Below are 14,250 nucleotides of genomic sequence, written 5' to 3' on the forward strand. Positions count from 1 at the left end.
AAGTTAACTTGCAAATACGCCCGCAAACAATTACTGTATATAAAAACAGTAATCAATATCAGTGCGTTAATTCACACTAAGCAAATTGGCAGGAGAGATCATGGCTGTTGTTGTTAAATATGTTGTAGAAAGAAACGGAGTCGAGCGAATGACGTTTACTACTAAAAAAGAAGCTGATGCGTATGACAAAATGCTCGATATTGCAGAATCACTTGAGGTAATGCTCGAAAAAGTGGATGTACCATTAAGCGAGCAACAAATTGAATCTTTAGCGCTTGAAATCGCAAAAAGCAAAGATGATTTCATCAATGTATTAAAAGGCGCAAAAGAACCTGTAAACAAACCTGCTGCAAAAACAAAGAAAGACACAGCTAATGTAGCCGATTTAAAAAACGCAGAAGATAAAGCGTAATAGAACTTAATTCGGGTAATAAAAAAGGAGCTATTAAGCTCCTTTTTTTATTACCCCAAACCACCTTGGAATGATTAGGGAATAAATCTTACTTTTACAGTGACTTTTCTACATCATCAAATAAAGTAGTAATTTCATTACTTGGAGCAGGTGTCGCTAAGCTTACGACTAAAATGGCAATACTTGAAAGAATAAAGCCAGGTACAATTTCATAAATAAGGCTACTGAGTTTTTCACCATCAATTGTTATAGGCGCATAAATCCAGACCAATACGGTTATAGCACCCACTAGCATACCGGCAAGTGCACCAGCAAAGTTCATTCGTTTCCAGTACAGGCTAAATAATACAAGTGGACCAAATGCGGCACCAAAACCAGCCCATGCATTACTGACTAAGTCTAATATTGAACTATCGCGATCATACGCTAAGTAGATTGCACATAGCGCGACAATGGCAACGCTAATACGCCCTACTGTTACCAGCTCGGTGTCACTTGCCTCTTTACGTAAGAAGGTTTTATAAAAATCTTCAGTCAATGAACTTGAACTAACCAATAACTGAGACGAAATCGTACTCATGATAGCAGCCAAAATTGCTGCTAATAAAAAGCCTGCAATTAATGGATGGAATAGCAGCTCTGACAAAATCAAGAAAATCGTTTCAGGATCGTCAACAACAATATTATTTTCGTAGGTATAAGCTGCACCAAATAAACCAGTGCCTACAGCACCAATGGCGGCGATTATCATCCAGCTCATACCAATGCGACGAGCAGTCGGCATATCTTTTACACTACGTACAGACATAAAACGTACAATAATATGTGGTTGACCAAAATAACCTAAGCCCCACGCCATCGCCGAAATAATTCCCAGAGCTGAGCCTGCACCTATCCAGTTAAGCATATCTGGATTAACACTGTGCAACGTAGACTCTAATGGTTGCTCTAGTAATGAATAAGCGACTGTCGGTACCAATATTAATGCAACAAACATAATACAGCCTTGTACAAAGTCGGTTAAGCTTACTGCTAAGAAACCACCAAACAAGGTGTATAAAACAACCACGCCTGTTGTTATGTAAAGACCCATTTCATAGCTCAAGCCAAACGAGCTTTCGAATAACTTACCGCCAGCAACCACGCCCGAAGAAGTATAGAGTGTAAAGAACACAATGATCACTACCGCTGATACCACACGGAGTAAGTTTGATTTATCGGTGAAACGATTTGAGAAATAGTCTGGAATGGTGATTGAGTCATTTGCTTTCTCAGTGTAAACCCTAAGCCGTGGTGCAACTAAGAAGTAGTTTGCCCAAGCCCCGAGTACTAACCCAATTGCAATCCAAGTGCTACTAAAGCCGGTTACAAACATAGCGCCAGGTAAACCCATTAATATCCAGCCGCTCATATCTGACGCGCCTGCTGAAAGTGCAGCTACTGAAGGTGACAAACTACGCCCACCAAGCATATAACCAGATACATCACTGGTTGACTGTTTATACGCATATAGGCCAATCCCTAACATAACGATAAAATACGCAGCTAAAGAAATAATCATTCCTGTTTCCAAATTTGCCTCCGCTTAAGAAGTTTAAATCTGGCTTTTAATCCTAATAATGACTCATTAATCAATGTAATACAAAAGACATTATTGGTGTAAAAACCAACTTAGAACCTGACTATATCATGGCTGGGGCAAATAACTCCACTCTCTGCGTTAATCAAATAAGTAACTGAGGTTAATAGGTTTTTAACTATTTTTTTTATTTAAGAGGATATAAATGGAAATTTAATATTAATTGCCTTACGATTAAAACAATATATTTATAAAAAATCAGTACTTTAGCAGTAGGTCTGTAAAATATAATTAATGCTATTTTCTATGTTTTGTCTTATATTGCCTTTGTTAATGTTTAAATCAATCGGATCTGTTGTTTATGTATTTTTACGCTGCGCGTCAACCCATTTTAGATCGTGAAAAAAAACTCGTCGGCTATGAGTTACTTTTTAGAGATGGCGTTGATAATGTTTTTCCTGATATTGATGGTGATGAAGCAACTTCTCGTTTAATTGAAGGCAGTCAGTTTAATTTTGGTTTAGAAGATTTAACGGACAATAAACCCGCCTATATTAATTTTACTTTAAAAACATTGCAAAAAGGCTACCCAACTTTACTTGGTAAAGAGCAAATAGTTGTTGAAATTTTAGAGACTATACAACCTGGTAAGCGCTTACTCGCGCTGGTTAAAGATCTTAAAGAAAAAGGTTATACCCTAGCGCTAGATGATTACATACACCAACCTGTATGGCGTCACTTTTACCCATATATTGATATTATAAAAATCGACTTTTTAAGCTGCGACACTCAAACTATTAAGCAGATCATCGAAGAAATAAAGCCCCACAAGCACATAAAATTACTGGCAGAAAAAGTAGAAACCTACGAGAAATATCAACTTGCATTAGATTTGGGGTTTAGTTATTTTCAAGGTTTCTTTTTCTCAAAGCCTGAAATGGTACAAAGCAAATCGCTACCTCCTTCACAAATAGCGCTCGCTGAGTTACTTTATGAAACCTCATCAGTTGAGCTTAATTTAAAAAAAATCACAAGCGTATTCGAACGAGATGTCACACTTTCCTATAAATTACTTCGCTATAGTAATTCAGCTGCGTTCAAACGCCGAGCTGAAATCAGTACTATAAAACAGGCGCTGATAGTACTTGGTGCAGAAGAAATTAAAAAATTATTATCCTTGTTATTTGCCTCCCAAGTTGCCGCAAATAAACCCGCAGAGTTGATCCGTTTATCGTTAACCCGTGCTCGTTTTACTGAGCTTTTAGCCATCAATCACAATCAACTTAAAGATACTGGCATGGCTTTTTTAACCGGTATGATGTCATTAATGGATGCAATTTTAGATGAGACGATGGAAGGTGTGATGAATAAATTACCACTTTCTAATGATATCAAGGTAGCCCTTGTTGATGACCAAGGCATACTCGCGCAGTATTTGCGTTTAGTTAAGTTATACGAGCAAGCGAATTGGGAAGGGGCAAACGCCATAAAAAATGAATTAGGTTTAGCAGCAGATAAAGTGCCTGACTCCTATCATGAAGCGCTTAGCTGGGCTAATGAACAAATGATAATATTAGGCGAATAGTCCTGTTATCTTCAATTATATAAAAGTAAAAAGCCAGCAGTTTTGCTGGCTTTTTTCTAACTTCGCGTCAGATAAATTATAGGCTTTCTAAAAAGTCTTCATCAAAGTCATCAGGCTCTTCTTCGATTGGTGGGTTGCCATCGTGCAATTCATAGAGCTGACGTTGGAAGTAAATATCTTTCATAAAGATATAAGGATCCAACGACTCATTAAGTAGGCTCTCTTGCGGAATTAACGACGCTCTTGCCTCTACTGCTTTCAGTGCGAATACAAGTACCGTTTGCGGCGTTGTTAAAGCAATTTCCGGTAATACAAAGCTATCAACAACATCACCAGTCAGGTTACGTGCAGTAGAAGGTCCCATGCCTGGTAGCATTAAGTAAGCGCCATCGCCAATGCCCCATACACCCAGCGTTTGCCCAAAGTCCTCATCTATGATTTCAAGGCCTAATGAACTTGCAACATCAAATAGCCCTAACAAACCTACCGTTGAGTTAACTAAAAATCGGGCAACACTAACGCCTGCATTACCTGCTTTACCTTGTAAAGTTGCATTAATAACATCCGTTGGCGCACTAATATTATCGGTGAAATTCACTAAGCTTCGACGCACTGGAGTTGGGGTAATAGCAACATAGCCGACAGCTGCTGGGCGCAAAATATAAGCGTCCAACACATCCATATTAAAATCATACATGGGCCGATTAAATGACTGTAGCGGATCTCGCTCATCCGCTTTTTCTTCAGGAACTTGTGCACAACCGGCACTGATCAATAACCCTAGAATTATTAAACTTTGTTTGAACATCTTTTATCCTTAAGGCAGAATCTCATCAATGAGTAATGTATGTTGCGTGATATTTTCACGCTCTAATATTGGCGAACGACCTTCTAACTCACCTGTTGAAGGCATCACAGAGGCATCTTTCGAAATTCGTGCCGTGATCACAACTTCTTTAGATGATGATAGCGTGAGCCCATCTACCATTGAGTTACTATCACTTAACTGCACTTTAAGAGGAAAACTAAACTGGGTCAACTTTACTACTGCAAGCGGCATCGGTGGGCCATTCGCAGCTTTTGCAAAAACAAATAAAGTGCCATTGTCTGGCAAGTTATCGACTAATGTTGGTGCTAACTCCACAGTGACCATAATAGCACTTGAATCTGTAGCTACATCTGAATTTGATTGAGTTGCAGCATTCGCCACAGGGGTTAGACTGTTTTGTTGCTCAGCAATTTTTTGTTCAATGTCAACTATTCGCTGCTCAACCATTGCGTAGCGGCTATCGTTTGGCTCCATTGAACTGAGTAATACTTCAAATGCTGATTTTGCTTGCGCCCAGTCATGGCGCTCATAAGCAATTAATGCAAGCAAGGAAATGGCATCAATGTTAGTTGGTTCATCTTTTAATACGCGCGATAACATACCTGCTGCACGCGTCATATTTGCTTCACTGCCTTCAAGTAACAACACTTGGCTGTAACTCACTAACACGCCTAGATGATCCGGGTTAATTTGCAATACCTTATCAAACGACTGCTGCGCCATATCAAATTCATTCAGTGACATAGCGACGCGACCGAGTAGCATCCAAGCAACTTGGTCATCGCCATTTTTTGCCAACTTTGTACGTAAACCTAAAGCAAAAGCTTGCAGCTCATTCTGACTAAGAGGCTCACCCGTTTGCATCACAGCACGTTCACCATACTCAGGTAAATTTTCCATCGCTGTATACCAGCTTTCAAGTTGCTGTTGAGACCCCGTTGCAGAATAAAAAACCAAGCTAAGCACAACTAAAAAAGCACTTCCCGTCAAAGCAAAAATCACATTGTTGCCACGGCTATAAAGCGATTTTTCTGGCGAAAGCTCGTTTAATAAGCGACGCTTTAATTCAATAACAGATTCATTATAACTTTGCTGCTCAATACGTTGTTCTTGTAAATCGTTTGCAAGTTCTTCCGAGCGCTGCTGATAAATTGCGATCAGATCTGAATTAGCATTATGCGTCACACTTTGCACACGCTCTTTTTTTAAAAAAGGTAAAGCCACAAACCCCACTGCTACTAAAGTTAGTAGCGCAAAAGAAGCCCACATTAAAATCATTTAGCTTTGCTCCTGACGTTGATTCTGAGCAATTAATTTTGCTAATAACGCTTCGTCTTGTTCGTCCCAAGTTTGCTTAACAGCAGCTTTGCGTTGACGAATAACTATAAAACCCAAGCCAAAAATAACAATCAGCACAGGAAATACCCACAACACTAAAGTAGCGGGTGTAACAGGTGGGTCGTAATGTACAAAGTAGCCATATCGGTCAATCATGTAGTCAATGACTTCATCTTTTGATTTACCCTCTTGTACTAAGGTAAGTACCTTATCTCGTAAATCTTTTGCAACTACTGCATCCGAATCAGCAATATTTTGATTCTGACATTTAGGACAACGTAGCTCTTTTGTTAACTCACCAAAACGCTGTGCCTGTTCATCATTAGCAAATTCGTACCTGTCTTGCTCAGCTGATACAGCAAAACTGATAAGTAAAACCAAGCTGATTAAAAAATACTTCATGGCTGTAACTCCTGCATGATTGGTGCAAATTTCGCACGCCAAACTCGTGGGTTAATATCGCCGGTATGATGCAACAAAATAGTACCTTTACGATCGACCAAAAATGTCTCCGGTGCACCTGAGACGCCTAAATCAAGCGCTAATGTTCGCTCTAAGTCAAGAATATTAAATTGATACGGGTCGCCTGCTCGGCTTAACATACTACTTACTTCTTCTCGCAGTGCTGCCATATCAAACGCACCATCAAAATCAGCATCGTAGCTTTGCACATAATAAAGGCCGACAATTTTTACGCCTTGCTCGCGCAGCTTAGTTAAGTAACCAAGCTCGGCTAAACACGTTGGGCACCACGTGCCCCACACATTGAGTATATACACTTCGCCTTCGAGATCCGCTTGCTGCCAGCGTTTATTATCTTGCATAAGATCTGGCAAGTTAAAAGCCGGCATTGTATGGCCAATCCTTCCTGTTTGTAATTCACGAGGATTGGCAAATAACCCTTGATATAAAAACACACAGACCAAAATGAATGCCAAAAGTGGTAATAACGCTAAAAATTTACGATTCATGCTAGCTCCTGCTCACGTTTTTTATTATTACGATAGCGTTTATCGCCTAAAATCATAAACCCGGCTAAAGAAATAAGTAAGCCGCCTAGCCACATCCAACGCACAAATGGTTTATGATAAATCCGCAATGACCAGCCACCATTACTAAGCTGCTCGCCTAGGGCAAGGTATAAATCACGAGAAAAACCAGCATCAATGGCCGCTTCAGTCATAAACTGCATGCCGATATCATACTGGCGTTTCTCAGCATGCAATTTGGTAACTACATTGTTATTTTTAAGCACAGTTACTACCCCTGCATGGCCACTGTAATTAGGCCCTCGGATGCTTTTAACGCCCTCAAAACGGTAGTCATATTGATTCAGCGAAACTACATCTAATGGCTTCATTGAAACATCGCGCTCAACCGAATAGGCTGATGTCAAAGTAACCCCAGCAATTACAAATGCAATTCCAACGTGACCAAGTACCATAGCCCAGTAACTTAAGCTTAAACGCTTCAAGCCGTTTGTTAAACTGCCATGTACACGGGTTTTATCAAAGACATCAAGGCCTGTTGTAAATACAATCCAAATTGCTAATGTTGTTGCTAACAGCGTTAGAGGAGCGACAACATCGTAGCTTAAAAACAACCAAACTGACGTAACAACAATACTCGCGATAGCACTAAGCAGCATTTTATTTTGTAAAAATGTCCACTTATTTTGTTTCCAACGCAATAAGGGCCCAATCCCCATTAAGATTGCAAATGGCACTAATAAAATTGCAAACATTTTATTAAAAAACGGTTCGCCTATTGAAATACTGCCTAAGCCCATCTCCTTATGAACCATTGGAAGTAAAGTGCCCAGCAATACAATAAACGTCGCAACAACTAAAAATATATTATTAAGCCAAAGTGCCACTTCACGGGAAATCAGTTTATAACGCCCTTCACTTTTCACTTGTGATACGCGAAGTGCATAAAGTGTAAGACCGCCACCCACAACAATAGCTAAAAAGGCAAGAATAAATAAGCCACGATCAGGGTCTGTAGCAAACGCATGAACAGAAACAATAATCCCTGAACGAACAATAAAAGTACCTAGAAGACTCAACGAAAAAGCAGCGATGGCCAGCAATACAGTCCAGGATTTAAATACGCCACGCTTTTCTGTCACTGACAATGAGTGTAATAACGCAGTCGCAACCAGCCAAGGCATTAAGGAGGCATTTTCTACCGGATCCCAAAACCACCAACCGCCCCAGCCAAGCTCGGAATAAGCCCACCAGCTACCAATAGTGATACCGAGTGTTAAAAAGCCCCATGCAGTCATTGTCCACGGGCGTGACCATTTCGCCCATGAGTTATCAAGCTTACCTGTCAATAAAGCTGCAATCGCAAATGAAAACGACACAGATAACCCAACATAGCCCATATACAATAATGGCGGGTGAATAATCATGCCTGGGTCTTGTAATAGTGGGTTTAAATCTCGCCCCTCTACAGGGTAGTAAGGTAATAACAGCTCAAATGGGCTCGACATTAACAAGGTATAAAGCATAAAGCCGACACCTAAGAAGCCAAGTACACCCAGAACTCGCGCTCGTAATATCCAAGGCAGTGAACGTGAACGCACCGCAACAACAGCAGTCCAGCCAGCTTGCATAACTAACCACAGTAAGATGGCCCCTTCATGGCCTCCCCATGTCGAGGTTATTTTGTAATACCATGGCAAGGTACTACTTGAATGATAGGCTACATAAGCGACAGTAAAATCATCCGTCAAACTTGCATAAATAAGTGCTGCAAACGAAATTAGAACAAAAGCAAACTGGCCGACAGCTAACGAGGGGGCTGCACGCATTAAACGCAAATTACCAGTATGCGCGCCCCACAAAGGAAAAATACATAATAAAACACTTAGCACCATGGCCAGTGTTAAAGAAAAATAACCAATTTCAGGGATCATATTAATTGCCACTATCTAAGTTATATTTAGGTTTTTCGTGTTTAATCCCTTTAACCGCTTCGGCAACTTCTGCTGGCATGTATTCTTCATCATGCTTTGCTAATACCTCAAATGCCTCAATAACATCAGGTTCAACTAACACACCTTGCGCAACGATGCCTTGCCCTTCACGAAATAAATCAGGCAAAATACCCTGATAACGAATTGTCACTAGTGGGCCAGTGTCTATTAATTTAAAGCTCACTTGTAAACTGCTTTCATCACGTACCACTGAGCCTGGGACAACCATGCCGCCAATACGTAACTTTTGACCTATATGAGGCTTCTCGAGATTTGGCCCCTTGCCGTCAATTAACTCACTTGGGGTATAAAAAAGATTTATATTCTCTTGTAAGGCATATAAAACCAAACCTATCACTGCACCAATACCAAACACGATCGCAGTCACTGCTAATAGCCGTTTTTTACGTCTTGGATTCATATTTGCTGCTCCTGTTTAGCTTGCTTAATACGCTGTTCGCGAGCTGCTTGCTCCTGAACAGAAGTTAAAATACGCTTGGTATCGTTCAAAGAACTAAATAAGATACCTAATAAAATCAGCGCGCACGTGCCAAAAGACAACCATACATAAAAGCCATATCCACCCATGGCTATAAAATCAGAAAAAGAATCAAACTGCATAACTAGCCCCTATTTAACAACTGACGAACCCAAGGACGGTGTTTTTCGCGTTGTAAAATTTCATTTTTAAGACGTATCAATGTCACTGTGCCAACAAATGCAGCAAACGCCACAATGTTAACCATCAGCGGCCAAAACATACTTGGATCAATCGCCTTAGTATCGAACTTAGTAATGGTCGCCCCTTGGTGAAGGGTGTTCCACCACTCAACAGAGAAGTGAATAATTGGTAAGTTAATCACCCCTACAATAGCAAGGATAGAAGCAGCTCGACCCGCTGCTTTTTTATCCTCAAAGGCGTGATACAAAGACAGCACCCCTAAATATAAAAATAATAAAATAAGCTCAGAAGTAAGACGTGCATCCCACACCCACCAAGCGCCCCACATAGGCTTACCCCATGCAGCACCGGTGATAAGCGCAATTGCAGTAACACAGGCGCCCACGGGGGCAATAGCGATAACAGCAAGTTCTGCATTTCGCAGCTGCCAAACCAAGGCGGCCACCGCCGCGATAGCCATTGATGAATAAGCGCCCATTGATAAAATAGCTGAAGGAACATGAATAAAAATAATGCGATAGCTGTCTTTTTGTTGGTAGTCTGCAGGCGCATAAGCCAGCCCCCAAATCCAACCAACAACCATGCATACAACCGTTATTACGGCAAAATATGGCAGTAACGTATTACATAATTGATATGCACGATCTGCTTTAGCGTAGGGATGTAACCACTTCCACATATTAACTTACACTCACTTTTAATGCTGACGATATGGCAATTGGTGCGCTTAAAATAGCAACGACAAGCATTGCACCAAGGATGGCAAGCTGTCCACTATAATCCAGTGACATAGTACTGGTATCAATAGCAGACGTTGCAAAAATTAACACAGGGATATACAAAGGCAGAACTAGCAGACTCATCAATATTCCGCCTTTTTGTAACCCCACAGTGAGACCCGCACCAATCGCGCCGATAAAACTCAATAATGGAGTCCCTAATAATAAAGTAATAACTGTCGCAACAAGCGCTTGGCTATCTAAGTTAAGCAGTAGCGCAAAAACCGGTGTCATTAACACCAAAGGCAACCCAGTAATAACCCAATGAGCAAGCACTTTCGCCAGTACAGTTAACGGCAATGGATACGATGATGCAATTAATTGCTCTAGGCTGCCGTCATGAAAATCATCACGAAAAATTTTATCAAGACCAAGCATGGTCGATAAAAGCGCCGCAACCCAAATAATACCTGGAGCCATACGAGCAAGTAGACCGGGCTCTGGACCAATAGCTAACGGAAATAAGGTAATAACAATTAAGAAAAATAATAATGGATTAACAATTTCTGCTCGCTGGCGAAACGCTAACTGTAAATCTTTTTTACATACGGCACTAAATAGCTGTAAATAAGAGTGTTGTCGTTGCATCAGTGACGGTACTCCAAGGTAACTGTTTGCAAATCATTAAAGTGCGTTGTTAAATCTTGGTGAGTCGTTAATAAAATAGCACCACCGGTTTCTAAATGGCTAACAAAGCGCGCCTGTAAGAATGCCACTCCCGCTTTATCCAAAGCAGTAAATGGCTCATCGAGGATCCAAAGCTTGGCATCATTAAGCCATAATCGAAGTAATGCAACACGGCGTTGTTGTCCTGCGGATAAAGTGCGTACTGGCACATCTTCAAGACCCACCAAGCCTATTTTAGCCAATAAAGCATACAAGTCTTGATTATCATCATACCCTTGGATCTGTAACCAAAAGCGTACATTTTCCAGCGCAGTAAGCTGAGCATTTACACCGGTTTTATGGCCAATGAATAATAGCTCACGGGCAAACTCGTCATAGTTTTTGGCTATTGATGTATCGTGCCAAAAGATATCGCCTTCATCAGGAGCAGCAAAACCTGCAATAATGCGCAATAATGATGTCTTACCAGCCCCATTAGGGCCTGCTAATTGCATAATTTGTCCCGATTTCAAACTGAAATTAAGATCCTCAAACAAACAGCGCTCTTGTTTGATGCAAGTGACGGACTTAATGTGTAGCAAGATGACGATTCTCTATACCCAAAATTAGGCGTTAGTCTACCATAATGATAGGGTAATACGAATAACGCAATGAAACCGATTAGTGAAAACTTGATTTAAAATAATGAATGAACCTACACAGATTTCTTTAGCTAACTCATTGACGGTTAAACAGTCAACGAGTAATGCTGGGCAACAAAGTGTGAACCTAAATGGGGAAACACTTAACGCTAAAAACATCACATTTGCCAAAGGCTCTGTGCAAATGGATATATTAGTTAATGATCATTGGCAAACATTGCGTTTAGCGACCAGCCAATCACCAAGCAACATGCAAAAAATTCCTGCCGCTGAAATACAGTTAAGCACTGATGGCAAACAACTGACTATTTTGCCAACACAAACATCATTAGCGCTTAATCAAGCAAAGCAATTACAGAGTTTACTTAATTTCATTCATTCCGGCAGCCAACTGAGCAATCAACCTTTCGCTGTTACTGTAGCCACTAAACCGACACCTAAAATACAAATAGCGCAGTTGAATGCGAGCTTACCGATAAATACAGAAGTGGCACAACTTCTACAAAGTGAGCAACCTTTAAAAGCAATCATCAATATGGAGCAAAAGGGGCTATTAAAGCTTGTGGTTATTAACCGTTTTGCTGATAACCTGCACCAACAACCCATCACAAAGGCTAAATTGGCAACATGGCTAGCAAAGCTCGCCCCGCAAGGTCAGCTACAAAGGACGAATAACGCAGCGCAATTAACAATCCCGCAGCAAAAAAGCGCTTTTAATATTCCTATTAAGCATACACAGGCGCAACAGCTAAGTGCAGAGCCTCAAGCTGTCAAAATAATAGCAACGAAAGACCAACTTACATTGAAAACCCTCACCAATGAGGTTGCTGTTGTACTTAAAAATTCGTTGACTCAAACCTTTCATAATTTAGTGAAAGCACAACAAAGTACCGCAATAACAAAAATAACAACCGACGGCGTAAAACCTGTTCAAAGCCCCTTAATAAATGCCAGCAGCCCAATAAAGTCGTGGTTACAAGCCAGTTTTGCCGATTTAAAAACTCGGGTGAACGATGCTGTTCGTTACTTTGAAAATAAACCATTTAATCAATTAACTGACAAAAATGACAATCCACTTAAAGCACCTATTTCCTCAACAAGTAACGAAAAAGCGCCGCAACAATTAAGTTTGCTCCCAAAATCAGTGTCGCAAATAAACTTAGCAGCTTTAGCTAGTGAGAATGTAGCCCCACTTTTGGCAGATATAAGTAAAGGCACAGCGTTACCTAAGCACTTCCATAGCGCTCCACCGCTAGTACAACTATTTCAACAAGTTAAAGCGACTTTGGCTAGTATCACTACACCAACAGCCGCTCCTGTTGTAAGTAATAACAACCTATCAATCAGTAGCGGCAAAGCATCAATAACTCAGGCTGAAATAGCGGCTAAAGCTGATACAGCTAAAACGCCCGCTGTCGACAAACAAATATCTTTTTCAACCACAGAGAAAGAGACAGCAAAAACACACAGTACAATAAACAAAGACATAACAAACACAAATACAGCAAAAGTGGATAGCCAATTCACCAACCAAAAAAACAGCTCAACGATTAACTCCCCTCTAATTGCTAAAAATAGCAATGCGCCATTAATTGAAGTTAAAAATCCTAATACGGTGAGTCAATCAGTTAGTGAAACAGCAAACAAGTTAAAACAAGTATCGAAAATCAATAAAGAGCTAGCAAGCAACCATAGTCTTATAAAGGATACAGATAAAGTAAGCATTCACTTTAGCAGCGTAGATGAAACGAGCAAAACTCAAAAACTAGCTTCGATACCACCTACACTTATGGTGCAAACTCAAAAGGAAAACATCAAAGCACCTTTAACAGCTACACCAGTGCGCAGCCAAGTTTCCCTCCCGATAGAGGCTAAACTAATGGCTCCATTACTAAACATAGCAAAGCCACAATTGCAGTCCTCATCGAATGCAGCTACTGGCAGTCAAAGTAATTCAACAAAAGTAGATTTAAGCCAAAAAATAGAACAGCTAGCGCAGGGGAAAGTAAGCGATAATGTGGATCTAAATCGACTTGTTAACCAGGCATTTAATCGGATGATAAACAGCCAATCCGCTCACCCTTCAATTGTACAACGAGAAATATTGAGCCTTATTTCACCGAATAGTCTCTCAACAAGCGCGATGCAACAAAGCTTTAGCCAAGCAATCGAAAATTTGAGTGTAGCAATTTTGGCAGCCCCGGCACTGAATAATATTAGTGCATTGAACTTTACTGGCCAAAGCTCAGTTGATGCTTTACTACAAGTGTTAGTGCCGAATTTTAAAGCTGTGAACAGCGAAAAACTTCAAGAGCAATTACAACAAGCCAGCAGCCAAACTTTGGCAGCAGAGCTTGGGCAAATTAAAAGTAATATTAGCCAAGTTGCCAGCACAGCTGTTAATCAACAAACGGATAGTAATGCGCTTGTGCAATTTTTTTTACCTATGCGACTTCCGCCGGACGCTGCGCAAACTGAAATATCACTTGGCCAATATAAAAAACCAAGTAAAGATAAACCCGAAGGAAAAGACGTTTGGTTTGTGCGTTTAAATTTTGATTATGCAGCTCTTGGCCAGCTACAAATCACCGCCGAGCTGATGGATAAAGCCTTAGATTGTAAACTGCTCGCCTCAAGCCAAGAGGTAACAGCAATAGCCCATCCACATTTAGAAAGCTTGCGTCATAAATTGTCAGCGCATGGCTTACAAGTGGGCGAATTAAATTTAAGCCAAGGTGCGCCACAACACCAAGCTTTTTATCAATCCCATGCAATTATCAATATTAAGGTTTGAT

The 14,250-nt window shown here is 40.6% G+C and carries 14 protein-coding genes; 3 read left to right on the forward strand and 11 right to left on the reverse strand.

All coding sequences use genetic code 11. From position 1 onward, the window contains the following. Positions 1-100: 100 nt before the first annotated feature. Positions 101-412 (forward strand): YebG family protein, encoded by a 312-nt coding sequence (locus tag QMA12_RS06965; protein ID WP_290209664.1) that lies wholly within the window; start codon positions 101-103, stop codon positions 410-412. Positions 413-506: 94 nt separating this feature from the next. On the opposite strand, the gene putP is transcribed toward QMA12_RS06965, so the two are convergent. Then, positions 507-1,985, reverse strand: coding sequence for a sodium/proline symporter PutP (gene putP, locus QMA12_RS06970; RefSeq protein ID WP_087530843.1), 1,479 nt, complete (start codon positions 1,983-1,985; stop codon positions 507-509). A gap of 367 nt (positions 1,986-2,352) precedes the next feature. On the opposite strand from putP, the gene QMA12_RS06975 reads away from it, so the two are divergent. Then, on the forward strand, positions 2,353-3,576 hold the full coding sequence (locus QMA12_RS06975; RefSeq protein ID WP_087530844.1) for an HDOD domain-containing protein: 1,224 nt from the start codon (positions 2,353-2,355) through the stop codon (positions 3,574-3,576). A 76-nt stretch (positions 3,577-3,652) separates the two neighbouring features. Here the strand turns inward: QMA12_RS06975 and QMA12_RS06980 are convergent, their stop codons facing one another. From QMA12_RS06980 to ccmA, 10 genes are read right to left on the reverse strand one after another with little or no spacing between them, the layout of a single operon-like run. Beyond that, entirely contained in the window at positions 3,653-4,384 is a 732-nt protein-coding gene (locus QMA12_RS06980; RefSeq protein ID WP_087530845.1) for a VacJ family lipoprotein, read from the reverse strand. 9 nt (positions 4,385-4,393) lie between these two features. Next, entirely contained in the window at positions 4,394-5,683 is a 1,290-nt protein-coding gene (gene ccmI, locus QMA12_RS06985) for a c-type cytochrome biogenesis protein CcmI (protein WP_087530846.1), read from the reverse strand. Then, positions 5,684-6,145: a cytochrome c-type biogenesis protein gene (locus QMA12_RS06990; RefSeq protein ID WP_087530847.1), complete on the reverse strand. Its 462-nt coding sequence runs from the start codon at positions 6,143-6,145 to the stop codon at positions 5,684-5,686. It lies immediately after the preceding gene. Next, positions 6,142-6,714 carry a redoxin family protein gene (locus tag QMA12_RS06995; protein ID WP_087530848.1) on the reverse strand — a complete coding sequence of 191 codons (573 nt, stop codon included), beginning with the start codon at positions 6,712-6,714 and terminating at the stop codon, positions 6,142-6,144. The genes QMA12_RS06990 and QMA12_RS06995 overlap by 4 nt, the downstream gene beginning before the upstream one ends. Continuing rightward, positions 6,711-8,666 carry a heme lyase CcmF/NrfE family subunit gene (locus tag QMA12_RS07000; protein ID WP_290209666.1) on the reverse strand — a complete coding sequence of 652 codons (1,956 nt, stop codon included), beginning with the start codon at positions 8,664-8,666 and terminating at the stop codon, positions 6,711-6,713. The genes QMA12_RS06995 and QMA12_RS07000 overlap by 4 nt, the downstream gene beginning before the upstream one ends. A 1-nt stretch (position 8,667) precedes the next feature. After that, positions 8,668-9,147: a cytochrome c maturation protein CcmE gene (gene ccmE, locus QMA12_RS07005; RefSeq protein ID WP_087530850.1), complete on the reverse strand. Its 480-nt coding sequence runs from the start codon at positions 9,145-9,147 to the stop codon at positions 8,668-8,670. Then, positions 9,144-9,347 carry a heme exporter protein CcmD gene (gene ccmD, locus QMA12_RS07010; protein WP_087530851.1) on the reverse strand — a complete coding sequence of 68 codons (204 nt, stop codon included), beginning with the start codon at positions 9,345-9,347 and terminating at the stop codon, positions 9,144-9,146. Before ccmD ends, ccmE begins: the two co-directional genes overlap by 4 nt. A gap of 2 nt (positions 9,348-9,349) precedes the next feature. Next, positions 9,350-10,087, reverse strand: a complete 738-nt coding sequence (locus QMA12_RS07015) for a heme ABC transporter permease (protein ID WP_290209668.1) — start codon at positions 10,085-10,087, stop codon at positions 9,350-9,352. Between the two features lies 1 nt (position 10,088). After that, the gene (gene ccmB, locus QMA12_RS07020) at positions 10,089-10,775 is read right to left on the reverse strand and encodes a heme exporter protein CcmB (RefSeq protein WP_087530853.1); all 687 of its coding nucleotides are present in this window, start codon (positions 10,773-10,775) and stop codon (positions 10,089-10,091) included. Continuing rightward, a complete protein-coding gene (gene ccmA / locus QMA12_RS07025; protein ID WP_087530854.1) occupies positions 10,775-11,395 on the reverse strand; it encodes a cytochrome c biogenesis heme-transporting ATPase CcmA in 621 nt (206 codons plus the stop codon). The genes ccmB and ccmA overlap by 1 nt, the downstream gene beginning before the upstream one ends. Positions 11,396-11,498: 103 nt before the next feature. Here ccmA and QMA12_RS07030 point away from each other — a divergent pair, with 103 nt between their 5' ends. Continuing rightward, positions 11,499-14,249 (forward strand): flagellar hook-length control protein FliK, encoded by a 2,751-nt coding sequence (locus tag QMA12_RS07030; RefSeq protein WP_290209669.1) that lies wholly within the window; start codon positions 11,499-11,501, stop codon positions 14,247-14,249. Position 14,250 lies beyond the last annotated feature (1 nt).

Source organism: Pseudoalteromonas sp. APC 3893 (assembly GCF_030408095.1).
Lineage (GTDB): Bacteria > Pseudomonadota > Gammaproteobacteria > Enterobacterales > Alteromonadaceae > Pseudoalteromonas.

Bases quoted from the DNA above. Each gene is read 5' to 3' on its own strand.
- QMA12_RS06965 (WP_290209664.1), top strand. From the start codon at position 101: ATGGCTGTTGTTGTTAAATATGTTGTAGAAAGAAACGGAGTCGAGCGA.
- QMA12_RS06975 (WP_087530844.1), top strand. From the start codon at position 2,353: ATGTATTTTTACGCTGCGCGTCAACCCATTTTAGATCGTGAAAAAAAA.
- QMA12_RS06980 (WP_087530845.1), bottom strand. From the start codon at position 4,384: ATGTTCAAACAAAGTTTAATAATTCTAGGGTTATTGATCAGTGCCGGT.
- ccmI (WP_087530846.1), bottom strand. From the start codon at position 5,683: ATGATTTTAATGTGGGCTTCTTTTGCGCTACTAACTTTAGTAGCAGTG.
- QMA12_RS06990 (WP_087530847.1), bottom strand. From the start codon at position 6,145: ATGAAGTATTTTTTAATCAGCTTGGTTTTACTTATCAGTTTTGCTGTA.
- QMA12_RS06995 (WP_087530848.1), bottom strand. From the start codon at position 6,714: ATGAATCGTAAATTTTTAGCGTTATTACCACTTTTGGCATTCATTTTG.
- QMA12_RS07000 (WP_290209666.1), bottom strand. From the start codon at position 8,666: ATGATCCCTGAAATTGGTTATTTTTCTTTAACACTGGCCATGGTGCTA.
- ccmE (WP_087530850.1), bottom strand. From the start codon at position 9,147: ATGAATCCAAGACGTAAAAAACGGCTATTAGCAGTGACTGCGATCGTG.
- ccmD (WP_087530851.1), bottom strand. From the start codon at position 9,347: ATGCAGTTTGATTCTTTTTCTGATTTTATAGCCATGGGTGGATATGGC.
- QMA12_RS07015 (WP_290209668.1), bottom strand. From the start codon at position 10,087: ATGTGGAAGTGGTTACATCCCTACGCTAAAGCAGATCGTGCATATCAA.
- ccmB (WP_087530853.1), bottom strand. From the start codon at position 10,775: ATGCAACGACAACACTCTTATTTACAGCTATTTAGTGCCGTATGTAAA.
- QMA12_RS07030 (WP_290209669.1), top strand. From the start codon at position 11,499: ATGAATGAACCTACACAGATTTCTTTAGCTAACTCATTGACGGTTAAA.